This is a genomic window from Streptomyces sp. NBC_01306, from assembly GCF_026340465.1.
In the GTDB taxonomy this organism is placed as follows: Bacteria; Actinomycetota; Actinomycetes; order Streptomycetales; family Streptomycetaceae; genus Streptomyces.
Genome location: NZ_JAPEPC010000001.1, coordinates 5,541,340 through 5,564,875, shown reverse-complemented (window position 1 = coordinate 5,564,875; position 23,536 = coordinate 5,541,340). Strand labels below are relative to the sequence as shown.

The following is a 23,536-nucleotide window of genomic DNA, read 5'->3' as shown; positions in this document are numbered from 1 at the left end:
GTGACGCAGCCGGCCCCGGTACGGCCAACACCCGGCGGCGCCGCAGTCGGTACCCTGTCCCCATGACGACCGGGGTACGCCGCAGGATGGGCGTCGAAGAGCGCAGGCAGCAGCTGATCAGCGTCGCCCTCGAACTGTTCAGCCGCCGCTCCCCCGACGATGTCTCCATCGACGAGATAGCCGCGGCTGCGGGCATTTCGCGGCCGCTCGTCTACCACTACTTCCCCGGCAAGCAGAGTCTGTACGAAGCGGCCCTGCGCCGCGCGGCCGACGAGCTGGCCGAGCGGTTCGTCGAGCCGCGCGAAGGGCCGCTGGGGGCGCGGCTGCTGCGGGTGATGGAGCGGTTCTTCGACTTCGTCGAGGAGCACGGGCCCGGCTTCTCCGCGCTGATGCGCGGCGGCCCGGCCGTGGGTTCCACCACCACCAACGCGATGATCGACGAGGTCCGCACCGCCGCGTATCTCCAGATCCTGTCCCATCTGGACGTCCAGGGGCCGCCCGCCAGGCTCCAGTTGGTGGTCAGGTCATGGGTGTCGCTCGCCGAGTCGACCGCGCTGATCTGGCTCGACGGGCGGAGCATCCCGCGGGCCGAGCTGGAGTTGCAGTTGGTGCACGACTTCGCCGCGCTGGCCGCGGTGAGCGCCGCGTACGACACGGAGATGGCGGCGGTCGTACGGCGGATACTGAGCGAGGAGCCCGCCGACGGGCCGTTCGGGGATCTGGTCGGCCGGCTGCTCTCGCTGGCGCCGCCGCCCGCGACGGACCTCCCGGCCCAGCGCACCGGCTGAGCGCCTGCTCAGTACCGGCCAACGGCCCCGGCGGGCGCGGTGTCATGGGGCGGTCTTGCCGGCCCGTGCCCATGAACACCCGGCCCCATGAACCCCCGGCCGCGCTCAGCCCTTGTGGTAGGACGCGTCCAGATCGCGGGTCTCGGCGGAGAGGTGCACCGTGCTCCCGGTGGGCTTCAGATGGCGGCGTACGACATCGAGCACCGCCTCGCTCAGCCGCGCCTTGGCCTCGTCGGTACGGCCGGCCAGCAGCGCGATCTCCACGTGCACCACGGCGTCGTCGCCCGTGCCGTCGCCCACGACGAACCCGGCAGTCCTGACGAACCGGGTCTTGCAGGCGGGGAGCCCTGCGGAGACCGTCTCCACGACGACCGGGTGCAGGCCGAGCGCGAAGCCCCTGCGGTCGAAGGCGTCCTCCAGGGACTCGGAGTACTCGACGGTGATCTGCGGCATGGCGGTTTCCTCCCGGCGGGCTGCTGGTCCGGAACGGACGGCGTCCGGTCCGGTCGGCAGGGCGGAGCGGCGCCGCTGCCACCGCTCAGCCTCGCACGCCGGTCCCGCCGCCGGTCAGCCGGTACGGCGGGCCGTGGACCCCCGTACCACCAGCTCGGGCCGGAAGACGAACTCCGTGCGCTGGACGGGGTTGCCGCCGATCTCCTCCAGGAGCGCGCCCACCGCCGCCGCGGCCATCGCCTGGACGGGCTGGCGGACCGTGGTCAGCGGCGGACTGGTGAAGGCGATCAGCTGCGAGTCGTCGAAGCCGACCACCGAGACGTCGTCGGGGACTTCGAGACCGCGTTCGCGGGCCGCCCGTACGACGCCCAGCGCCATCATGTCGCTGCCGCAGACCACGGCGGTGCACCCCTGGTCGAACAGCGCGCCCGCCGCGGCCCGGCCGCCCTCGACGCTGAACAGGGTGTGCTGGACCAGGGCTCCGGCCTCTTCCGCGGACTGGCCGAGCCGGTCCGCCATCGCCTCGATGAACCCCTCCCGCTTGCGGCGCGAGGGCACATAGCGGAGCGGCCCGACCGCCAGACCGATCCTGCGGTGCCCCAGATCCGAGAGATGGCGCACGGCCATCTGCGCCGCCGCGTGGTCGTCGGGCGAGACGAAGGGCGCGCTGATCCGCTCGTTGTAGCCGTTGATCAGGACGTACGGCACCCCCCGTTCGGCGAGACCGGCGTAGCGCCCGGGGTCCGACGAGGTGTCGGCGTGCAGCCCGGAGAGGAAGACGATGCCGGCCACCCCGCGCTCCACCAGCTGCTCGACCAGTTCGTCCTCGGTGGCGCCGCCCGGCATCTGCGTGCAGAGGACCGGGGTGTAGCCGTGTCCCGCGAGCGTCTGTTCCACGGCCTGGGCGAAGGCCGGGAAGATGGGGTTGGTCAGCTCGGGGGTCACCAGGCCGATCAGGCCCGCGCTGCGCCGGCGCAGCCGCACGGGCCGCTCGTAGCCGAGGACGTCGAGCGCAGCGAGCACCCGCTGGCGCGTGGTGTCCGCGACGCCCGGCTTCCCGTTGAGCACCCGGCTCACGGTGGCCTCGCTGACGGCGGCCTGCGCGGCGATGTGCGCGAGCCGGGGAGGGACGGTCACACCGACCACCAGACGGTGCTGTCCGCGGGCAGCTCGAACTCGCCTTCCGCCGGCTCGCCTTCCTCCACGGCGACTTCGGTGCTGGCCAGCACCATCCGGCCCGGCACGGGCAGGCGTACGGGGCGGCCGGTGGTGTTGACGGTGCAGTGGAAGCCGGGGCGGGTGAACGCCAGCACTCCGTCCGGGGTGCCCGGCACCCAGTCGACGGACTCGCCGGCGCCCAGGCCCGGCAGCTCCCGTCGCAGGGCGAGCGCGCCGCGGTACAGCTCCAGGGTGGAACCGCGGTCGCCGGTCTGCGCCTCGACGCTCAGCGCACCCCAGTCCGCGGGCTGCGGGAGCCAGCTGCCACCGCTGCCGAAGCCGTACGAAGGGCCTTCCGCGGTCCATGGGATCGGCACCCGGCAGCCGTCGCGGAAGCCGTCCTGGCCCGCCGCGCGGAAGAACGACGGGTCCTGCCTGACCTCGTCGGGCAGGTCGGTGACGTCCGGGAGGCCCAGCTCCTCGCCCTGGTAGAGGTAGGCGGAGCCGGGCAGCGCCAGCATCAGCAGGGTCGCCGCGCGGGCCCGCCGCAGGCCCAGTCCCCGGTCGCCGGGGGTGCGGATCTGGGTGCCGGCCGGCGGGTTGGCGAAGCGGGTCGTGTGCCGGGTGACGTCGTGGTTGGAGAGCACCCAGGTGGCGGGCGCGCCCACCGGGAGCATCGCGGCCAGCGAGACGTCAATGACCTCGCGCAGCTCGGCGGCGTCCCAGTGGGTGGCCAGGTACTGGAAGTTGAACGCCTGGTGCAGCTCGTCGGGGCGTACGTAGTTCGCGGTGCGCTGCACGGTCGGCGTCCACGCCTCGGCGACGGCTATCCGCTCCCCCGGGTACTCGTCGAGGATGGTGCGCCAGGAGCGGTAGATCTCATGGACGCCGTCCTGGTCGAAGAACGGCATGACGTCATTGCCGAGCAGCCGGAGCTGGTCGGTGCTGCCGAGGTCGGGCAGGCCGGGCGCCTTGACGAGCCCGTGGGCGACGTCGACCCGGAATCCGTCCACGCCCATGTCGAGCCAGAACCGCAGGATCGAGCGGAACTCGTCGGCGACCGCCTGGTTCTCCCAGTTGAGGTCGGGCTGCTCGGGGGCGAAGAGATGGAGGTACCAGGCACCGTCGGCGACCCGGGTCCAGGCGGGGCCGCCGAAGACGGACTCCCAGTCGTTGGGCGGGAGTTCGCCGTTCTCCCCCTTGCCCTCGCGGAAGTGGTAGCGGTCGCGGAGCGGCGACGCGGGGCCGTCGCCGATGGCGCGCTTGAACCACTCGCACTGGTCGGACGAGTGGTTGGGCACCACGTCCACGATGATCCGCAGGCCCAGGGCGTGGGCGTCGCGGATCAGTGCGTCGGCGTCCATGAGCGTGCCGAACATGGGGTCGATGGCCCGGTAGTCGGCGACGTCGTACCCGGCGTCGGCCTGCGGCGACGCGTAGAACGGCGAGAGCCAGACGGCGTCGACGCCGAGGTCGCGCAGGTACGGCAGCCGGCCGCGGACGCCTTCGAGGTCGCCCATGCCGTCGCCGTTGCTGTCGGCGAAGCTGCGCGGATAGACCTGGTAGATCACCGCGTCCCGCCACCAGCCGGTGCTGGCGGCGGTCGTCGGGCCGGCGGTGGTGGCAGGGGCGGCGGAGTGCTGAGTCATGTCTTCCCTGGGTGAGTCAGATGCGTCATGGGGCGTAAAGAAGGGGTGCGGCTCAGCCCTTGGTCCCGCCCGCGGTCAAACCTGTGACCAGGTGCTTCTGCACCAGGTAGAAGATGACGGAGACGGGGATGGCGATGAGGACAGCGGTGGCCGCCATGTAGTTCCACTGGGCGTCGTGCTCACTGACGAAGCTGGAGAGGCCCACCGCGAGGGTGTACTTGCTGTCGTCGAGCATGAACGTCGAGGCGAAGGCGACCTCGCCCCAGGCGGTGAGGCAGGTGTAGAAGCCGGCCACCGCGAGACCGGGCCTGGCGAGCGGCAGGATGAGCCGCCAGAAGGTGCCGAAGGGGCTCAGCCCGTCGACGCGCCCCGCCTCGTCGATCTCGTACGGGATGGTGTCGAAGTACCCCTTGAGCATCCAGGCGCAGTACGGGACGGCCGTGGAGCAGTACACGAGGATCAGGGCGCCGAAGGTGTCGATGAGGCCGAGATCCGCGAGGATCACGTACATCGGCACCATCAGGACGGCAACCGGGAACATCTGGGTGACCAGCAGGAGCCACATCAGCTTCTTGTGGCCGGGGAACCTCATCCGGGAGACCGCGTAGCCGGCGGTGGCGGCCATGAAGACCCCGATGACGCTGGTCGCGACGGCGATCAGGGCGGTGTTGCCGAGCCAGGTGAAGAAGCGGGTGTGCTCCAGGACGAACGAGTAGTTGGAGAACGAGATCTTGGACCAGATCCGGCCCGGGTGCAGATAGTCGCTCTTGTCGGGGCCGAGCGAGAGGAAGGCCAGCCACGCGATCGGGAAGAGCGCGATCAGGCTGGCGATGCTGAGGGCGGTGTGCGAGAGCACGGTGGCCCTGCGGCTCGGCCGGTCGCGGCGGACGGTGCGGGCGGGCCGCCGTACGGGCGGCGGTGTCTGCTCCGCCGGTGTGGTCGCTGTGGTGAGGGTCGTCTGGGTCGTCATCGGGGGCCTGCCTTCTTGTGTGTCCGGCCGGTCTCAGCTGCTGGCCTTCTCGCTACGGGCCAGCCAGCGCCGGTAGAAGGAGGTGAAGACGATCAGGATGGAGAGCAGCAGCACGCCGTACGCGGCGGACTGGGCGTAGTCCCTGGGCTGCTGGCCGAAGCCGAGGCGGTAGGCCCAGGTGACGAGGATCTGGGCGTCCGGTGCGCCGTTGCCGAACAGCAGGAAGATGATGGCGAACTGGTTGAACGTCCAGATGATGCCGAGCAGGACGACGGTGGAGCTCACCGAACGCAGGCCGGGCAGGGTGACGTTGAGGAACCGCTGCCAGGGGCTCGCGCCGTCCATCTCGGCGGCCTCGTACAGGTCGGCGGAGATCGACTGGAGCCCGCCGAGCAGCGACACCATCATGAACGGAACCCCGCACCAGGTGTTGACGATGATCGCGGCGAGCTGCTGGAAGTGCGGCTCCTCCAGCCAGGCGGGCTGGGGCAGATGGAGGCCGCCCAGCACCGAGTTCACGATGCCGGAGTCGCCGAGCATGATCCGCCAGGAGAAGACGGTGACGAAGGTCGGCACCGCCCAGGGCAGGATCAGGAGCATCCGGTAGAGGGTCCGGCCGCGGAGCTTCTGGTTGAGCAGCAGGGCCAGGCCGAGGCCGATGCAGTAGTGCAGGGCCACACAGGCGGCGGTCCAGACGATGGTCCAGAGGAAGTGGGACCAGAAGCGGTCCCAGGCGGTCGGCCCCCAGAGGATGTCCGCGTAGTTGTGCAGCCCGATGAACTTGTAGGTGGCGTCGATGTGGTTGACGCCGATGGTGCGGGCCGAGTTGAGGCTGTTCGCGTCGGTCAGGGTGAGGTAGAGGCCCTGGACCAGCGGATAGCCCACCAGGACACCGAGGACGACGACGACCGGGGCCGCCATCGCGTAGGCGTACCAGTGCTTCTGCCAGGACTGCTTGATGCGCTGCGCCGGCCTTCGACGCTTCGGGCCCGCGCCTGCGACGGCAACGGTCATCTTGACACCTTTTCAGGGGAGTTCGGCGTGACGCACGACGATCGGGCCGCCGGGCCCGCGGGTGCTTGCGGGCCCGGCGGCCGGCTGATCAGTTGGTGAAGCCGGGGACCAGCTTGGCCATGTCCTCGCTCAGGGACTTGACCCCGTCCTGGAGCGATTCCTTGCCGTCGGCGACCTTGGGCAGCTCGGTGTCCATCGGACCCCAGAGCGAGCTGTACTCGGGCAGTTCCGGCCGCGGCTGCGAGGCGCCGAGCACCTTCTGGAAGCCGGCGATGCCGGGGTCGGCCGTGACCTCGGCGGTGTAGGCGTCGGAGCGGGTCGGCAGTGTGGAGTTCTTGAGCGCGATCTGCTCCTGGCTCTTCGCCGATGTCATGAAGTTCAGGAACTTCAGCGACGCGGCCTGGTGCGCCTTGTCGGAGCCCGCGTAGACGGCGAGGTTGTGGCCGCCGGTGGGGGCGCCCGCCTTGCCGGTGGAGCCGGCCGGGACGGTGGCGATGCCCAGGTTCTTCTTGTCCTTGAAGGCCGAGCCCTTGTAGAAGTTCGTGATCTCCCAGGGCCCCTGGATGATCGAGGCGACCTTGCCGTTGACGAAGGCGTCCTGCTGGTGGGCGTAGGCGTCGGCCGTAGTGTCCGCCTTGTGCAGACCGGGACCGCTGAAGAGGCCCTTCCAGGTCTCCAGGCCCTTGACCGCGGGGGCACCGGCGATGGTGACCTTCTTGTGCGCGAGGTCGACGGTGTCGGTGCCCTCGCCGTACAGGAAGGGCTGCGCGTAGTACCCGGCGGTGCTGGCCCAGTAGCCGTCGGCCCTGGTCTTCGACTTGACCGCGGCCGCGTCGCTCTTCAGCTCGCCCCAGGTGGCGGGGGCCTTGGTGATGCCGGCCTTGGCGAAGAGCGCCTTGTTGTAGACGAAGGCGAGGGTGTCCGTGACCAGCGGGACACCGTAGGTCTTGCCGTCGAACTGCGCCTGCTTCAGCAGGTTGGGCTCGAAGTGCGCCTTGTCCTTGAGGGCTTCGGTGCCGTCCAGCGGGAGGAAGTAGCCCTTCTTGGCGAAGGCAGGGGTCCAGCCGACCTCGGAGCGCAGCACGTCCGGGGCGCCCTTGGCACCGGCGGCCGTGTCGAACTTGTTCTGCGCCTGGTCGAAGGGGACGTTGACGTAGGTGACCTTGATGCCCTTGTTCGCCGCCTCGAACTCCTTGACCAGCGCCCGGTAGGTCGGTGCCTCGTTCGTGGCGTTCGAGGTGTCCCACCAGGTGATGGTGGTGACACCGTCCGCCTTGCCGCTGCCGCTGTCACTGCCGCAAGCCGTCGCCGCGAGCGCCAGGGCCGCGACCAGGGCGGTGGCCGCTATGCCACGTCGCATGTGAACTCCTTCGAGGGGTGCCGTGCCGTCACGGCTCCGGGTCGTCGAGGAACGTAACAAGGATGAAAGACGACCGAAAGACCTTGCGAAGAATTTCTGCAAGAAGCCGCCTTCGTTACCTCGGCGTGTCCGCACGGTTGCCGTGATGACCCTTGTCAAACGGGGCATTGGGGCTCTTCGCACGCCGCGCTGGGCGTCGCGGCGGCCTTCGCAAGCCCTTGCAAGACTGTTACTTTCGGAGGGCACCGGCGTTGTTCCCGTACGTTGCAGCCTTCCGAAAGGGACCCATCCCCTCATGACGCAGCAGACGCAGCAGCTCACCGGCGCGGCCACCGCATCCGGGGCCCGCACCCGATGGTGGCGGGACGCCGTCATCTACCAGGTGTACGTGCGGTCCTTCGCGGACAGCGACGGGGACGGCATCGGGGATCTGCGGGGCATCGAGGAGCGGCTGCCGTACCTCGCCGAGCTGGGCGCCGACGCGGTCTGGCTCACCCCCTTCTACGCGTCGCCGCAGGCCGACGGGGGCTACGACGTCGCCGACTACCGGGTCGTTGACCCGCTGTTCGGGACGCTGTCCGACGCCGAGTCGCTGCTGCGCGCCGCGCACCGGCTGGGGCTGCGGGTGATCGTGGACGTGGTCCCCAACCACACGTCGGACCGGCATGTGTGGTTCAGGGAGGCACTGGCGGGCGGCCCGGCCCGCACCCGCTACCACTTCAGGCCCGGCCGGGGCGCGGACGGTGAACTGCCACCCAACGACTGGCAGTCGGTGTTCGGCGGCCCGGCCTGGACGCGGGTGTCCGACGGCTCCTGGTACCTCCATCTCTTCGCCCCCGAACAGCCCGACCTCAACTGGGAGAACCCGGAGGTGCGTGCGGAGTTCGAGTCGGTGCTGCGGTTCTGGCTGGAGCTCGGCGGGCGCGGCGTGGACGGGTTCCGGGTCGACGTGGCGCACGGCATGGTCAAGGCCGCCGGGCTGCCCGACATCGGCACCGCCGAGCAGGTGCGGATGATCGGCTCCCAGACGCTCCCCTTCTTCGACCAGGACGGGGTGCACGAGATCCACCGCTCCTGGCGGACGTTGCTCGACTCCTACCCGGGGGAACGCATCGGGGTCGCCGAGGCGTGGGCCCCGTCCGCCGGGCGCCTCGCCCTGTACGTGCGCCCCGACGAACTGCACCAGGCCTTCAACTTCCAGTTCCTGCGGTGTCCCTGGGACGCGGCGGCGATGCGCGCGGTGGTGGACGACTCGCTGGCCGCGACGGCTTCGGTGGGGGCGCCCACCACCTGGGTGCTCTCCAACCACGATGTCGTACGCCATGTCACGCGGTACGGGGACGGGGCGGCCGGACTGCGCCGGGCCCGCGCCGCCGCGCTGCTGATGCTGGCACTGCCCGGCTCCGTCTACCTCTACCAGGGCGAGGAGCTCGGGCTGCCCGAAGTCACCGACCTGCCCGACGAGCTGCGCGAGGACCCGTCGTTCTTCCGCGGCGCGGGACAGGACGGGCTGCGGGACGGCTGCCGGGTGCCGATCCCCTGGACCGGAGAAGGGCCTTCGTACGGATTCGGGCCCGCCCCGGGATGGCTGCCGCAGCCGACAGGCTGGGGGGAGCTCTCCGTTGCGGCGCAGACCGGGGACGCCGGATCGACCCTGGAGCTGTACCGCGCCGCGCTCGCGCTCCGGCGCCGGGTGGACGGTCTGGGCGACGGTCCGATGAGCTGGCTCGAAGGGCCCGACGGGGTACTCGTCTTCACCCGGCCCGGTTTCGTCTGCACCGTCAACACCCTGCCGGACTCCGTCGAACTGCGCGTACCGGGAAGGCCGCTGCTGTCGTCGGCCGCCCCGGACATCTCCGGTGAATCCGTGCGCATTCCCGGTGATTCCTGCACCTGGTGGGCAATCTGACACACGCCCGGTACAGTCCCTTCCCATGACCGCACGGCTTGCCGACATCGCAACTCAGGCGGGGGTCAGCGAAGCGACGGTGAGCCGGGTCCTCAACGGCAAGCCCGGGGTAGCGGCGGCCACCCGCGAGTCCGTACTCGCCGCACTCGACGTACTCGGCTACGAACGTCCGGTACGGCTGCGGCGGCGGAGCGCCGGTCTGGTCGGTCTGATCACGCCCGAGCTGGAGAACCCGATCTTCCCGGCGCTGGCCCAGGTCATCGGCCAGGCCCTGACCCGGCAGGGGTATACGCCGGTCCTGGCCACCCAGACACCGGGCGGCTCCACCGAGGACGAGCTCACCGAGATGCTGGTGGAGCGCGGGGTCGCGGGCATCATCTTCGTCTCGGGACTGCACGCGGACACCACGGCGGACATGCGGCGCTACGAGCAGCTGCGCGCCCAGGGTGTGCCGTACGTCCTGGTCAACGGCTTCTCGGCGAAGGTGCAGGCGCCCTTCATCTCGCCCGACGACCGCGCGGCGATGCGGCTGGCCGTCACCCACCTCGCGTCGCTCGGCCACACCCGGATCGGGCTGGCGCTCGGACCGCGGCGCTTCGTGCCCGTACTGCGCAAGACAGAGGGCTTCCAGGCCGAGATGCGGGCCAGGTTCGGGCTGTCGGCGGCCGAGAGCGGGAAGCTGATCCAGCACTCGCTGTTCACGCTGGAGGGCGGCCAGGCGGCCGCGTCCGAGCTCATCGCGTCGGGCTGTACGGCGGTGGTCTGCGCCAGCGACATGATGGCACTCGGTGCCATCAGGGCCGCCCGCCAGCTGGGGTTCGACGTTCCGCGCGACATCTCGGTGGTCGGCTTCGACGACTCCCCGCTCATAGCGTTCACGGACCCGCCGATGACCACCATCAGGCAGCCGGTCACCGCCATGGGCCAGGCAGCTGTCCGCACCCTGCTCGAAGAGGTCGGCGGCACCCCTGCACCGCACAGCGAATTCGTCTTTATGACCGAGTTGGTAGTCCGTGGTTCCACCGCGGCCGCGCCGGGATCCGCGTCGGGCCCGGTATCCCGGGGCGAGGACGTCAACAAGGCGTAGCGGGTGCGGACGCGTCCCTCCCGAGGGATGATCTGTGGGAAGCCGAGTTTCTGGCAGACTCTTCCCCTATGGGTGAAACGACTGTGAAGACACTGGACGGCCATTCGGCCACCGCGTCACCCGTCGTGGCCAAGGAGCCTCACATCTCATTCATCGGGCGTCTGCGTACGCCCCGCCGCCCCCGTATCTGGTTCGAAGTACTGCTGATCGCGGTGAGTTACTGGGGTTACTCCCTGATCCGCAACGCGGTACCGGAGCAGAAGGCGGAGGCGCTGCGCAACGCGGACTGGATCTGGCACGCCGAGCACTTTCTCGGTATTTCGGTCGAGCAGCACATCAACCACGCCATAAATTCGGTGACATGGTTGATCGTCGCGATGAACTACTACTACGCGACACTGCACTTCATCATGACCATCAGCGTCCTGGTCTGGCTGTTCCACTTCCATCCGGGGCGCTACGCGGCGGCCCGTCTGGCGCTCTTCGCGACGACCGCGGTGGCGCTGGCCGGCTACTACCTGTACCCACTGGCACCGCCGCGTCTGATGAACAACAACCACTTCATCGACACGGTGCTGGTGCACCACACCTGGGGTTCGATGGCCTCGGGCAACCTCAAGAACATGTCGAACCAGTACGCCGCGATGCCCTCGATGCACATCGGCTGGTCCCTCTGGTGCGGCCTGATCATCTTCGCCCTGGCCCGCGCCCCCTGGGTCCGGATCCTGGGCCTGGTGTACCCCGCCCTGACCCTCCTGGTGATCGTCTCGACGGCGAACCACTTCTGGCTGGACGCGGTGGGCGGCGTACTCTGCCTGGCCTTCGGCACCGGCCTCTCGTACGCCTGGTACGGAGCACTGCCGCACCGGCTGCCACGGGTCCCGGAGAAGGTCAGAGCCAGCGGCAAGGGCGGTACCTTCACCCAGGGCATCCACGGCACGCTGAAGCCGGTACCGGCCAAATCGGTCCCGTCGGACCGCTGAGGCGCCCCCTGCGCACCTACGCCCCGTAGAACCGCTCCTCCATCACCCCGCGGGCCCGCCTCGTCGCGCGCCGGTAGTCGTCCAGCATGTCCCCCACGTGCCCCGTCTCGTACCCCAGGTACCGCGCCATCGCGGCCAGCTCCCGCCCGTCCGAGGGAAACGTGTCACCGGCCCTCCCCCGCACCAGCATCACCGCGTTGCGCACCCGCGACGCCAGCACCCACGCCTCGTCCAGCGTCTGCGCGTCCTCCGTGGAGATCAGGTCCGCGGCGTGCGCGGCGGAGAGCGCGGTCCGGGTGCGGGTGGTCCGCAGCCCCGGCACCTCCCAGCCGTGCTGCATCTGCAGCAGCTGCACGGTCCACTCCACGTCGCTGAGCCCGCCCCGGCCCAGCTTCGCGTGGAGCGTCGGGTCGGCGCCGCGCGGCATCCGCTCGGACTCCATTCGCGCCTTGAGACGGCGGATCTCGCGTACGGCGTCGTCCCCGAGCCCCTCGACGGGATAGCGCAGCGGGTCGACGAGCTCGATGAAGCCGCGGCCCAGCTCCGCGTCGCCGGCCATCGGCTCGGCGCGCAGCAGCGCCTGGCTCTCCCAGACGCGCGACCAGCGCCGGTAGTACGCGGCGTAGGAGGCCAGTGTCCGCACCGTCGGGCCGCTCTTGCCCTCGGGGCGCAGGTCCGCGTCGATCACCAGTGGCGGGTCGGCGGTCGGCAGCTGGAGGAGCCTGCGCATCTCGGCGACGACGGCGTTCGCGGCGCGGGCCGCCTCCTGGTCGTCCACGCCGTCCCGCGGCGCGTGCAGGAAGAGCACGTCGGCGTCCGAGCCGTAGCTCAGCTCGTGGCCGCCGAAGCGGCCCATGCCGATGACCGCGAACCGGGTGGGCAGGGTGTCGCCCCACTGCGCCCGTACGGCGGCCCGCAGCGCGCCCGCGATGGTGGCGGCGTTCAGATCGGTGACGGCGTTGCCGACCCGGTCGACCAGCGCCCCGGGATCGGATTCCGCGGGGTTCTCCTCGGTGCCGTACGAGCTGATCAGGTCGGCAGCCGCGGTACGGAACAGTTCGCGGCGGCGCACTCCGCGCGCGGACGCGACAGCGCCTTCGGGGGTCTCGGCGCGGCCGACGGCCGCCAGCACCTCCTGCTCCAGGATCTCGCGAGGGCGCGGTTCGAGCCCGCCGCGCGCACCGAGCAGCGCGACCGCCTCCGGGGCCCGCAGCAGCAGGTCGGGGGCGAGCCGGCCGGCGGAGAGGACCCGGGCGAGATTCTCGGCGGCGGCGCCCTCGTCCCGCAGCAGCCGCAGGTACCAGGGGGTCTTGCCCAGCGCGTCGGAGACCTTGCGGAAGCCGAGCAGCCCGGCGTCCGGGTCGGCGGAGTCCGCGAACCAGCCGAGCAGCACGGGCAGCAGGGTGCGCTGGATGGCGGCCTTCCTGGAGACCCCGGAGGAGAGCGCCTCCAGATGCCGCAGGGCGCCGGCCGGGTCCGCGTAGCCGAGCGCTTCGAGGCGCTGGCCCGCCGCCCTGGGGCTGAGCCGGATCTCGCCGGGCGCCAGCTGTGCGACGGCGTCCAGGAGCGGCCGGTAGAAGAGCTTCTCGTGCAGCCGCCTGACGACCGCCGCATGGCGCTTCCACTGCCTGGTGAGTTCGGCGACAGGTTCGGTGCGCAGTCCCAGCGAGCGCCCGAGCCTGCGCAGGTCCGCCGGGTCCTCCGGCACCAGGTGGGTGCGCCGGAGGCGGTACAGCTGGATCCGGTGCTCCATGGCCCGCAGGAAGCGGTAGGCCGCGTCGAGCTGCGCCGCGTCGGTCCTGCCCACGTAGCCGCCGGCTGCCAGGGCCGCGAGGGCGTCCAGGGTGTTGCCGCTGCGCAGGGTCGCGTCGTTGCGGCCGTGTACGAGCTGGAGCAGCTGGACGGCGAACTCCACGTCCCGCAGCCCGCCGGGCCCGAGTTTCAGTTCGCGGTCGACGAGGTCCGGGGGGATGTTGTCGATGACCCGGCGGCGCATCTTCTGGGCGTCGGCGACGAAGTTCTCCCGCTCGGACGCCTGCCACACCAGGGGCCCGACCGCTTCGGTGTACTCCACACCGAGCGCGGCGTCGCCCGCGACCGCACGGGCCTTGAGGAGCGCCTGGAACTCCCAGGTCTTGGCCCAGCGGTCGTAGTACGCGAGATGGCTGGAGAGCGTACGGACCAGCGGTCCGTTGCGCCCCTCGGGCCGCAGGTTCGCGTCGACGGGCCAGATGGTGCCCTCGATGTTGGTGTCGGAGCAGATCCGCATGAGGTGTGCGGCGAGCCGGGTGGCGGCCTGCATCGCCCCGGCCTCGTCGGCGCTCTCGCCGATGCCGGTGGGCTCGATGGGCTCCGCGACGAAGATGACGTCCACGTCGGACACGTAGTTGAGCTCGTGCCCGCCGCACTTGCCCATCGCGACGACCGCGAGGCGGCAGAGCGCGGCGTCCTCGGGGGCCGCGGCCGATGCGATGGTGAGGGCGGCGCGCAGGGTGGCGGTTGCCAGGTCGGCCAGTTCGGCGGCGGCCTCCCGCACGTCGGTCGTACCGCAGACGTCCCGGGCCGCGATGGCCAGCAGACACCGCCGGTAGGCGATCCGCAGCTCCACCGCGTCGGTAGCCCCGGCGAGCCCTTCCTCGAACTCGGGAACGCCGGGATGCAGATCGGCCGTCTCGTACGTGACGAGGGCGTGCCAGTCGTGCGGGTGCCGCGCCAGGTGGTCGCCGAGCGCCTCGGACGCGCCGAGCACCCCGAGCAGCCGGTCGCGCAGCGGCTTGGCCGCGATCAGCGTGTCCAGCAGCGTCTGCCGCTCGTCGGGCTCCTGGGACTCGGCCATGCGGACCAGCCCGAGCAGGGCGAGGTCCGGGTCGGCGGTGGCACCGAGCGCGTCGAGCAGGACGGAATCATCGCGTACGGAGGCCAGCTCGGGGGCGTCGAGCAGCCGCTCGGCCGCCGCCGGGTCGGTGAAACCGTGCCGGAGCAGCCGGGTGAACGTACTGCCTCTGCGTCCCGGCACGCTCATGCTGCCGCCTCTCGTCACGTGGCACCCGGCTGGCCGGAACACCGGTTGATCGAAGTCCGGTTCCGAGCGTAGTCGCAGCGGGCTGCGGTGGCGTTGCCGCATCGCACTGCGGGGGTCGGCCGGGTCCCCGGGGACCCGGCCGACGGCGGGTGCCGCTTGTGCCGCGGGTGGCGCTTGTGCCGCGGGTGGCGCTTGTCCCGCGGCAGACGGTCGGGGGCCCGGCTACTGCCCGATGCCGTTCTCCTCCGTCGCCCCGGAGGCGTCCAGGGTCACCTTGGCGATGGACTGGCAGGTGTCGCTGAGGCTGGAGGAGTTGTAAGTGCCCTTGCCCGCACTGGTGGTGGGGATGCCGAACAGCAGCTTGGAGTACTTGGCGTCGGCGCAGACGGTGGCGGGGTTGTTCCAGTCGAAGTACTCGGTCCAGCTGTCGAAGCTGGATCCGGCCATCGGATGGTCGCCGTCGATCTTGATGTTCCCGAGGACCGTGGTGGTGCCCGCGGTCCTGTCGACGATGGAGTACTTCCAGTACGAGCCGGACTGCTGCGCCGCCTCCATCGCGTACTGGTGCCCTTCGACGGGCCGCTGGTCGAGCCGGCAGGTCTTGCCGGTGCCGCCCTCGTCGAAGTCCTGGCAGTAGGTGCCGGAGCCGCCCGCGGTGGCCTCCGTACCGTTCCAGATCGAGACGAGGAACATCCCGCCGCCGTCCTGGTGGGTCTGGAACCCCATGTAACCGGAGGCCCCGCTGCCGGCGAAGTTGAACTGGGTCGACCAGTAGGCGTTGTAGTTGCCGGGCGAGTGCTGGAGCGTCATCGGGATGGAGACCGATGTGACGTCGGAGGGTGCGCTCCAGTAGGCGTACGTACCGGGGGTCTGCCCGGTGTCGGCGGCCTGTACGGGGGCCGCGGGCCCCATGAGCAGCACGGCGGCGCCCGCCGCCGTGGCCAGTGTTCCGGTGGTGAGCAGGTGCCGCATCCGCATGTGTGTCTCCTGTGTGGGGGTGGAGTTCACTGCTGGCGTTGTGCAGCCTGGTGAGTGGTTCTGTTCACCGAGGGCTTTGGACAAGCACGTTCACGCACCAACTGACGCTTCGTCAACGGCTGGTGACGAAAAGACAAGTGCTGCCCTGCCAAAGTCCAAGAGCCACTTCGCCAGGCCCGGCCACACCGGGAACGCGGGGAGTCCCGCCCGGTCGGACGACCGGGCGGGACTCCTCGTGGGCGCTCGCGGGACAGAGCACGCTGACCGAGTGGTCGCCGCCATCCAGCGGCGGCCATCGGCGGACGGCGTCAGGGCGCGGTGTTCAGTGCCCGGAGGCTGGCTGTCGCCTGGCCGGAGCGCAGCGGAAGGAAGACCTGCTGTCCGGCCACCACGTGCTGCCCCTGCTTGCTGAGGATGAAGCGGATCAGCTCCTCCATCACCGGGTCCAGCTGCTTCCCGGGCCGCTTGTTGACGTTGAAGTACGTAACCCTGCTCAGCGGGTAGGCGGCCGAGGCGACGTTCTCGTACGTGGGGGCGTAGGCGGCGTCACCGACGTGATCGCTGAGCGAGAGGACCTTGACGCCCTGGTCGACACGAGGCTCGCTCCGTCGCGGTCCCGTTCGGCAACTGCCGCGAACCGTCCAACGTCAAAGCCGGCGGAAGCGCGTGTCCTATCCGCTTCCAGTGTGCGGGCTGCGTTTCTACCGGCCCGATCCTTCCTACCTCCCGGCCATCGAGGAGCACATCAACTCGCTGCGGGCTGACCGGTTCACCGCTGAGGCGATGGACGCCGACCATTCGTCACCCGCAACCTCAGCGACCAGATCGACGCGTTCCAGCAGGTCCTGAGCGCGATGCGCAAGCAGTTGGACGCGATGGGCTCCGAGGAACGCCAGGAGGTCGAAGAGGCCAGTGCCGTTCTGCGAAAGGCGCGAGCCGGCCGCGGACGCGCCGCCCTCCCCTTGACAGTGATCAACCGGAGGTCCTCGTGACCCAGTCACCGGCGACGAACCCGAGCGCGCAGAGCCGGACTCCCGCGCAGGTCCTGAAGGAAGCCCGCCGCCGGGACAGCCGGGCCGAGCGAGCCCGCGTCCTTGAAGCGATCCGGTCGCTTCAGCAGAGCGGCGAGAAGATCACTCACGCTGCCGTCGCTCGCACCGCCGGTGTCTCTTCGTGGCTCACCTATGCCGACGGCGTGCGCGAACACGTTGAGGCCGCCATCAGCGGACAGACCGCACCTCGACCCTCCAAGCGGGACAACCAGGCCAGCACGATCAGCCTCCGCGTCGATCTCGAACTGGCCCGCGAGGAGATCCGCAAACTTCGCACGGAACGCGACCAGCTCCAGCGCAACGCACGCCTCCACCTCGGCCACCAACTCGACCAGATCGGCGCCGCCGATCTCACCACCAGAGTCTATGAACTCAACCATTCCAAAGTTGAGTTGGAAGCACTCCTCGCCACCAAGACCGCCGAGGCCAACGGCCTCGCCCACTGCGTGACCGAGCTCGAAGACGAGCTCACCGCCGCCCGCACCAGCCTCCGTCAGATGATCAAAACCCAGAGCAAAGGGGCCACGTCGTCCACATGACTACCCGGCAGCCTTCACCTGCCCGGACAGAATCGCCCCTGGCAGATGGGAAAACGGCAGGCACTGTCCCCGGCAGAAGGGCGCTTGGGGAGTGCGGGCGACCGATGCGCCTGTCAAAATCCGAGGCTGATCTGTATGGGCCGATCCGCCGCGACCACCGCGCCAGGATGTCAGCTCTCACCGGCCGGGTGTCTCAGCGGAAGATGTTGGCATTCTCCGCAACCCACTGCCGGAACGGTCTGCCCGGCGAGCCGGTGACCTGTGAAACCGTGTCGCGCACCGCGAGCAACTCGTCATTGACGTCTCCGCCCGTGACGTCGAGCACTGCATCCGCTGCCTCGTGCCCGAAGACCGCGGCCATCTGAGCATGGGCCTCCTGCCGGCTGATCTCGATGAAGGGCACCTCCCGCCCGAGGGCTGCCGCGATGGCCTTGACCTGCTGCCGGGCTGTCACCGGCTCCGGACCGGTCAGGGCATACGTCCGCCCCTGGTGGCCGGGCTCGGTCAGCGCAACCCGCGCCACCGACGCGATGTCCGCGGGGTGGATCGTGGGCAGCCCGGTGTCCGCATACGGCGCGCGGACCGCCTCACGGTCGCGGATCGACGCCGCCCACATCAGAGCGTTCGAGGCGAACTGCGTCGGCCGCAGAATCGTCCAGGCCATGCCACTGTCCTTGAGTAGCCGCTCGACCGCCAGGTTCTCGCCGGCGGGGCCCAGGTGCGGATGGGTCTGGACGGTAATGGACGACACCAGCACCACGTGCTCCACACCCGCCCGACGGGCTGCCGCGAGGATGTTCGCGTCCGGGCCCACACGCGACAACAGGAACAGCGAGCGCACCCCGCCCAGAGCGGGCTTCAACGACTCCTGCACCGCGAAGTCACCCTCAATGGCCTCGACCTCTGCGGGGAACGCCGCCCGTGAGGCGTCACGGGTGAACCCTCTCAGCGGCCCCGCACCGCATGCGTGCAACTCCCCCAGCAGTGCACTTCCTATGTTTCCGGTGGCTCCGGTCACGAGGATCATGAGCGCGTTCTCCCATCGGCAGGTGAGCAACTTGAGGACACGCTAAAAGCTCAATCGCACTTCAGGTCAAGGAAAGCCTGCACGCTCGTCGAGCGACATCGGAACTCACTGGTATCCAGAAGCGCGCAGACCCTCCACTGCCATCCGAACTCGTCGACAAGCGACACCCGTTGAGGGCTACAGCCAAGGGGCAGCCTGGATGACGTCGTGGAGAGCGCGGAGTGCTCCTGCGACGCCGGTGACGACAACCCCCACTGACCGACACGGCCCGGTCGATTCCGTCCAGGCCCCGGTTCGTTCACGCCGGGGCCCGAACCCCGACCGGCCGCCCCTCAGGGTGCCGCTCATGTTCTTCCGCTGGGACTGGCTCCGGTCCGTACTGACCGCGCCGATCGTGCCGACTCTCGGTCCCGTCCACCCGCACGCGCTCACCGTCGACCTCGCATCCAGCTCCAGGACTTCACGGCCCGTTCCTGCCCCGACCCCGGCGGCCCGGTCCGCCCGGTCACCGACTGGCCGACCACCGTGCAGGAGACCTTCGTTCCGTTCGCCGAGGCCATGGCGGGCGATGGTTTGGCCTTCCTTCACACCCAGATGCAGGCCGGCCGGTGCGGCCCGGTCCTCGCTGCCTCCGTCGAAGACTGCATGGTGGGCGCGATCGGCCCCATGGAAGTACGCCCCGATGCCATCGGATGCCCCCAGCTCATGCCCCAGTACTTCGCCGTCCTGCCCGGGGTGCGGGGGCTGGGCCGGATGCTGTGGCGGGCCGCGATGCACTGGGGCCAGTCCCACGGCGCTGCCTACCAACTCCTCCAGACCGAGGTCAGCGGCCCCTCCGACCGGCTGTGTCAGGCCGGAGGACTGACCTCCCTCGGCTTCAGCCACATCACCCGGGTATGGCCGCCGGATCCGGCCTTCCGGGCCCGCACCTGCGAAGTGCGGGCCCGGGAACGAAAACCGAGCGGGAAACCCTCGCTGACCTGCCCCTACAGCACCGGCAGGTTCTTCCGCAGCTCGAAGGCGGTGACCTCGCTGCGGTACTCCTCCCACTCCTGCTTCTTGTTGCGCAGGAATTGATGAGCCTCTGTGGCGGCCTGCCGCGATCTAACCCGGCTCCCTTCTGACCTGCGGCGCGGCGGCCATTGGTGGTCGTTGGTGGTCGCTGCGGGCCGCCCTCTGACGGCCCAGCGACGGCCCGGTGACGACCCCCGGCGCGGCCGGCCGATCTGCCATCGGCACGCGTTGGACAGGCCGACCGCAAATGGTCACGCGTTGCGCCACGCTTCGAAGAACCGCTCGCGGTCCTGCGCCGCCTCGAACTCCCGCCGACTGGCTAGAGCGACGCGCCACGCGCTCATCTCTGCATCCCGCAGCCACAGTTCGCCGCCGTACCGCCCGCTGACTCCAACAGTGCTTTTGTCCAAGGACGAGCCGATGACCTCCGCGACGTCAGCACGCTGAGACGGCGTCAGTTCCTCCAGGAAGCTCAGGACGCGCGACGCGATGCCGCCTTCGTTGCCTTCGTGGATACGGTCGAAGAAGGGACCCCCCATGTTGGCCGGGACGATGTTCCAAGCGGCCTCATCTGCGGCGTCGAGGATGCGCCTCCAGAAGGCGCTCCCATCCGGGGTGCCCGGCAACGGGAGCGCTGCGAACAGGTCGATCAAGTGGCCATTGGCCGCTCGGCTGTACGCGGAGTCGCAGGTTGCGGCAGAGGCGATTTGGGCGACCTGGCTGACGGTGAGACCGTCCCCCTCGGGCCAGTCGAGTGGGGCGTTGAGGTCCTGAACGAGGTGCTGCTCCAACTCGTCGTACTCATCAGGCTGCTTGCTGCCGAAGTACCGGTTCACGATCACGCCGTCCCCCTGGGGTTCCGTCTGATGCTCGACCCAGCCAGCATGCCCGCGAAGGCGATCTTCGACGCAAGTGATTCCAGCCGAAGTGGCTCGTCAACGCGAGCCATGCGGAACGCGCGACTACTCCAACCAGAACGCGACCGAGCCCTCCGTGACCTTAGTTTGAGTGTGTTGACCTGCCCGTACGGCTCCAGCGCAGTCCACGACTGTCCGAGACAACCCTGGCAGCGGCGGCTGCTTGGCGCCCTGTTTGGCCCCCGGCTTAACCGATGCCCACTCATGGCCCGATGCGGATCATCTTCTCTGACGCTTTATCCGTGCGCCCGACTGCCGTATAACCTGTCAGAGCGTCATATGCCAAAGCGTGCAAGGGGGTGAACCGATGGAGCAACAGTTCTCTGCTACCGACATCGAGGGAGCGGCTGGCACTTCTTCCGTGTCGTATCTCGGCACGGGCACTTTCGGGGAGACATGGAGAGTCGTCACCGGCGGCAAGGACGCGGCGTACAAGATCATCTATCGCGACGATGCGGATCTTGAGCGGCTGCGTCGTGAGATCGAAAGCTACCGACGAGTAGCGTCTGAGAATGTCGTACGCCTCGACAACGTCATGTACCTGGAGATCGCGGGGAAACGCAGGGCTAATCTCGTTTTCGAGTATATCGAGGGCGGCGACCTGGCTGAGGCGATCCCGAATGGGCGCCCGACCGGGGATCAGCTAGTCAACCTGGCGAGCGGGCTACTTCAAGGCATATCCGCCATCCACGCGGCGAATCTCCTGCATCGAGACCTGAAGCCAGCCAATATCGCTCTCCGGAGAGGGGACTATTCCCACCCTGTGGTCTTGGATTTGGGTCTGGCCAAACTAATGGACGTGGAGTCCATCACTCGCTACCCGCAGGCGATTGGGACACCGATGTACATGGCGCCTGAGCAACTTCGAGGTGATAGGGCCCTAAAGGCCAGCGATCTCTGGGCTGTAGGTGTCGTGCTCTACGAGGCGGCTACCGGAACACATCCATACGTGGCACCCGGAGAGACGCTCTCCTGGGACACGTTCTTTGAGCGCATCAAGAACAAACCTGCTCTTCCGGAACATGTGCCAGTTACTGTTTCCGATCTGATTGATCGCTGTCTTTCTGAACAACCGCATAAGAGGGGTACGGTAGCGAAGGCCATCCTTCGCATCAAGGGGGAGTAGCACATGGAACGCGATGACGAGCTGCACTTTGTTGTCGACACGGCGAATGCCGAGGCGTCAGATGCTGAAACAATCGATGAGGATTTCTTCGGTTGGGACAGCGAGGCAGAAGCTGACACAGAAGCATTCGGCGATATTATCGAAGAGGAACGCTTCGCCGAAGCGAAGGAGTGTCTTCAGGGGGGTAAGCCGCTATTCCTGATCCAGCGGAGTCATCAGCATGCGGCGTTGATCCCGGCTGCGCTAAACCATATCAACACCGCACATAACTCCTCGCTCAACCTGGGCGTTGTTGCCCCGATCCCGCGCATGCGGCCAAGTGGGGCATCCGGCATCCCTACGTTCTTTCGGAATACGGAGATTGCTCCTGTCCAGATCGCTGACCCAGAGTGTTTCGCCAGACCGGACTCCTATGGAGCGGTCCTTGCAGATCAGCGGGATGGCAAGCCCTTTGCCGGTCCCTCGACATCGACCAAGTGGCCCTACTTCCATCGCAATCTCTCCTCGGGATGGACTGCCGATTGGGTCGCGGATGTCATTCGAGTCCAGCGCGAGCAGGGCGCAACGGTGTTTCTAACGCCGGGCCTGTGGTTGAACCCTGCGGACCGTGCGGAGAGTCTGCGGGTTCTGAGGGACTGCGTGTCCTGGGCGCGCGCGGAAACGCGTGACTACGAGAATCTGGCAGTCAATGTGACCATCCCGTACACCTGGTTGACCACTGAGCGGTTGCGGGATTCACTTTTGGCTGAGCTGCTGGACATGGACGAAGAGGTCTTCTACGTCCGGGTGCGTTGGCCTCTTCTGGCGCAACCCTATGGCCAGTTGGCCTCGCCAGAAATCCTAGACGGTTACGTTGAGCTGGCTAGTGTCTGCGAGGAGAACGACAAGTTCTTGATTCTCCCGAACACTGCACTGACCGGCTGGGCCGCGCTTGCTTGGGGGGCCAGCGGCTTCTCTACGGGAATCGGGTCAGGCGAGCGCGCATTCGCTGACACAAAAGTCATCAAGATTAAGCGTACAACTCCACGGCCGGCGCCAACCAACAGGACGTTTCGGCGTAGCTTGTTGCACGTCGTCGATGTAGACACCGACTCTCGCCTGTCGGCGTTGCCAGGGCAGAGTGTATGCGGCTGCGAATTTTGCCGTGCTCAAACTCCCGGCCTGTGGGATAAGGCTAGGGCCGGCGCGCACTATCTTGCGACCGTGGCCGATGCTGTGGCTGAAGCATCGGATTATTCCCGGGGAAGAAGAGCAGGAACGCGAGCTATCGCCCGCGGCGCCAGAGACTTCAGGGATTCAGCGTCGGCGATCGTTCCGCTCAGTGGTGCGAACGATCCCAAGCATCTAGATCTCTGGCTGGACCGGCTCAGTTAAGAAGCAACATAGACTTCCGAGGATCGTCGCCGCTGCTTGTGGTGACGATCCTACCGAAGACGTGCCCCCAGAACCCCGAATTGCCACCCGAGTTGCGGACAGCAAGGAGGCGTTCTGACACGACTGAACGCTCGCTGTTACGCGGTGACTTGCGTGGCGGATTAGCGATCACCGTCAGTGGGTCTTCCAGTTCATTCGCAGATACAGCGAATAGCCCGACGCCTGCGTGCTCAAGTGCAACACGTAGTGCACTTTGAGCCTTGGGGAGACGTTCGGAGTCCAGCGCTAGAAAGGTCTTGTTGGTGAACTTTGTATGCGAGGCGGCTTGACTGAGCGCCCGTTGCCAGTCGGTGCGCTTGACTTCGATGGCGTAGATGCTTGTGGCGGGACACTCATAGAGATGTTTGGCCTGCCATTGACCTCTTCCTGTCCGCTCGACCCAGCCGTATTCGATGAGCTTGGGGAATAGTTGCTGACTTAGGTGTGAGGCAGAGGTGAGCGTTTTTTGGGCAACCTCTGACGTTGAAAGCGAAGAAGGTGCGGGCTTACCTGCCTCGTTCTTTTTCTTTGTTGCAGTCAGAAGCGATAAGACATCAATGGCCGACTTTGACTGAATCGGGTGGACTCCCCACCTTTTTCGGTCGTCGACGACACCCTTGTCGAACACTGCAAAGATGATGTCCGCTACGCCCTTTGGCGTCTGGATCTCGTAGAAGTGCTCCCAAGGGGTCCTGGGAGATGTGAACTTATATCGACTAGTGGTGATGGGGTGCAGCATGTCTGCTTCACGCTTGAAAGTAGTCATGCGACCCCTCCTCAAAGTTGGCTACCAGACCACGTATCGTACGAGACGGGACTGACAGTGATCCTCAGCTTGCTCCTCTAGGTTCGGACTGCTGAGCAACTCACTGTGGCAGAAATCCGGGTGCCGCCCGTCCGAGAGTGTTCAGCCGAGACAGGTACTCCTGTGCGGATGGTTCTGAGGCATATCGCCGTTTCATCTCGGCAGCCAGTTCGCGGCTGGTCATGATGAGCGACGGCACGGACTGACGGTCACCTTCGAGAGCACGACCCCCCATCGTCAGGGCTTGCTCCAAGTCGCCCTCTCGCGCTGCC

General features: G+C 68.3%; 18 protein-coding genes and 3 pseudogenes. 9 read left to right on the top strand and 12 right to left on the bottom strand.

Annotation, left to right across the window (positions count from 1 at the left end; translation table 11 throughout):
- Nucleotides 1-62: 62 nt before the first annotated feature.
- On the top strand, nt 63-788 hold the full coding sequence (locus OG385_RS24565) for a TetR/AcrR family transcriptional regulator (protein WP_266857697.1): 726 nt from the start codon (nt 63-65) through the stop codon (nt 786-788).
- 105 nt (nt 789-893) lie between these two features.
- On the opposite strand, the gene OG385_RS24560 is transcribed toward OG385_RS24565, so the two are convergent.
- The 6 genes from OG385_RS24560 to OG385_RS24535 all read right to left on the bottom strand — a co-directional run bounded on the left by OG385_RS24560 (nt 894) and on the right by OG385_RS24535 (nt 7,392).
- Complete coding sequence (locus OG385_RS24560; RefSeq protein ID WP_266857695.1) at nt 894-1,241, bottom strand: 5-carboxymethyl-2-hydroxymuconate Delta-isomerase; 348 nt, start codon at nt 1,239-1,241, stop codon at nt 894-896.
- Nucleotides 1,242-1,355: 114 nt separating this feature from the next.
- Complete coding sequence (locus OG385_RS24555) at nt 1,356-2,378, bottom strand: LacI family DNA-binding transcriptional regulator (protein ID WP_266857693.1); 1,023 nt, start codon at nt 2,376-2,378, stop codon at nt 1,356-1,358.
- Nucleotides 2,375-4,048: an alpha-amylase family glycosyl hydrolase gene (locus OG385_RS24550; RefSeq protein WP_266857691.1), complete on the bottom strand. Its 1,674-nt coding sequence runs from the start codon at nt 4,046-4,048 to the stop codon at nt 2,375-2,377. The genes OG385_RS24555 and OG385_RS24550 overlap by 4 nt, the downstream gene beginning before the upstream one ends.
- A 52-nt stretch (nt 4,049-4,100) precedes the next feature.
- Nucleotides 4,101-5,018 (bottom strand): sugar ABC transporter permease, encoded by a 918-nt coding sequence (locus OG385_RS24545; RefSeq protein WP_266857689.1) that lies wholly within the window; start codon nt 5,016-5,018, stop codon nt 4,101-4,103.
- A 33-nt stretch (nt 5,019-5,051) separates the two neighbouring features.
- On the bottom strand, nt 5,052-6,032 hold the full coding sequence (locus OG385_RS24540) for a carbohydrate ABC transporter permease (protein ID WP_266857687.1): 981 nt from the start codon (nt 6,030-6,032) through the stop codon (nt 5,052-5,054).
- Between the two features lie 88 nt (nt 6,033-6,120).
- The gene (locus OG385_RS24535) at nt 6,121-7,392 is read right to left on the bottom strand and encodes an extracellular solute-binding protein (protein ID WP_266857685.1); all 1,272 of its coding nucleotides are present in this window, start codon (nt 7,390-7,392) and stop codon (nt 6,121-6,123) included.
- Between the two features lie 295 nt (nt 7,393-7,687).
- On the opposite strand from OG385_RS24535, the gene OG385_RS24530 reads away from it, so the two are divergent.
- From OG385_RS24530 to OG385_RS24520, 3 genes are all read left to right on the top strand, one after another.
- Complete coding sequence (locus OG385_RS24530; protein ID WP_266857684.1) at nt 7,688-9,301, top strand: alpha-amylase family glycosyl hydrolase; 1,614 nt, start codon at nt 7,688-7,690, stop codon at nt 9,299-9,301.
- Nucleotides 9,302-9,326: 25 nt separating this feature from the next.
- Nucleotides 9,327-10,388: a LacI family DNA-binding transcriptional regulator gene (locus tag OG385_RS24525; RefSeq protein ID WP_266857683.1), complete on the top strand. Its 1,062-nt coding sequence runs from the start codon at nt 9,327-9,329 to the stop codon at nt 10,386-10,388.
- Nucleotides 10,389-10,456: 68 nt separating this feature from the next.
- The gene (locus tag OG385_RS24520) at nt 10,457-11,371 is read left to right on the top strand and encodes a phosphatase PAP2 family protein (protein ID WP_266857682.1); all 915 of its coding nucleotides are present in this window, start codon (nt 10,457-10,459) and stop codon (nt 11,369-11,371) included.
- A 16-nt stretch (nt 11,372-11,387) separates the two neighbouring features.
- On the opposite strand, the gene OG385_RS24515 is transcribed toward OG385_RS24520, so the two are convergent.
- From OG385_RS24515 to OG385_RS37400, 3 genes and pseudogenes are all read right to left on the bottom strand, one after another.
- Entirely contained in the window at nt 11,388-14,393 is a 3,006-nt protein-coding gene (locus OG385_RS24515) for a bifunctional [glutamine synthetase] adenylyltransferase/[glutamine synthetase]-adenylyl-L-tyrosine phosphorylase (protein ID WP_266857681.1), read from the bottom strand.
- Between the two features lie 222 nt (nt 14,394-14,615).
- On the bottom strand, nt 14,616-15,371 hold the full coding sequence (locus tag OG385_RS24510) for a hypothetical protein (protein ID WP_266857680.1): 756 nt from the start codon (nt 15,369-15,371) through the stop codon (nt 14,616-14,618).
- A 308-nt stretch (nt 15,372-15,679) separates the two neighbouring features.
- A pseudogene (locus OG385_RS37400) lies at nt 15,680-15,940 on the bottom strand (phosphate ABC transporter substrate-binding protein, PhoT family); the annotation flags it as partial.
- A gap of 23 nt (nt 15,941-15,963) precedes the next feature.
- Between OG385_RS37400 and OG385_RS24500 the strand changes: the two are divergent.
- A pseudogene (locus OG385_RS24500) lies at nt 15,964-16,363 on the top strand (site-specific integrase); the annotation flags it as partial.
- Nucleotides 16,360-16,962: a DUF6262 family protein gene (locus OG385_RS24495; RefSeq protein ID WP_266857676.1), complete on the top strand. Its 603-nt coding sequence runs from the start codon at nt 16,360-16,362 to the stop codon at nt 16,960-16,962. The pseudogene OG385_RS24500 and the gene OG385_RS24495, both read left to right, overlap by 4 nt.
- A gap of 193 nt (nt 16,963-17,155) precedes the next feature.
- Here OG385_RS24495 and OG385_RS24490 read toward each other — a convergent pair whose 3' ends face one another.
- Nucleotides 17,156-17,989 carry an NAD(P)H-binding protein gene (locus OG385_RS24490; protein WP_266857674.1) on the bottom strand — a complete coding sequence of 278 codons (834 nt, stop codon included), beginning with the start codon at nt 17,987-17,989 and terminating at the stop codon, nt 17,156-17,158.
- Between the two features lie 346 nt (nt 17,990-18,335).
- Between OG385_RS24490 and OG385_RS24485 the strand changes: the two are divergent.
- Nucleotides 18,336-18,883, top strand: a pseudogene (locus tag OG385_RS24485) (GNAT family N-acetyltransferase); the annotation flags it as partial.
- A 371-nt stretch (nt 18,884-19,254) separates the two neighbouring features.
- Here the strand turns inward: OG385_RS24485 and OG385_RS24480 are convergent.
- Nucleotides 19,255-19,845 (bottom strand): hypothetical protein, encoded by a 591-nt coding sequence (locus OG385_RS24480; RefSeq protein ID WP_266857672.1) that lies wholly within the window; start codon nt 19,843-19,845, stop codon nt 19,255-19,257.
- A 382-nt stretch (nt 19,846-20,227) separates the two neighbouring features.
- Here OG385_RS24480 and OG385_RS24475 point away from each other — a divergent pair, with 382 nt between their 5' ends.
- On the top strand, nt 20,228-21,046 hold the full coding sequence (locus tag OG385_RS24475) for a serine/threonine-protein kinase (protein WP_266857671.1): 819 nt from the start codon (nt 20,228-20,230) through the stop codon (nt 21,044-21,046).
- A gap of 3 nt (nt 21,047-21,049) precedes the next feature.
- Nucleotides 21,050-22,420, top strand: a complete 1,371-nt coding sequence (locus OG385_RS24470; RefSeq protein WP_266857669.1) for a hypothetical protein — start codon at nt 21,050-21,052, stop codon at nt 22,418-22,420.
- On the opposite strand, the gene OG385_RS24465 is transcribed toward OG385_RS24470, so the two are convergent.
- The gene (locus tag OG385_RS24465; RefSeq protein ID WP_266857667.1) at nt 22,413-23,225 is read right to left on the bottom strand and encodes a hypothetical protein; all 813 of its coding nucleotides are present in this window, start codon (nt 23,223-23,225) and stop codon (nt 22,413-22,415) included. The two genes, OG385_RS24470 and OG385_RS24465, sit on opposite strands and share 8 nt — an antisense overlap.
- Nucleotides 23,226-23,536 lie beyond the last annotated feature (311 nt).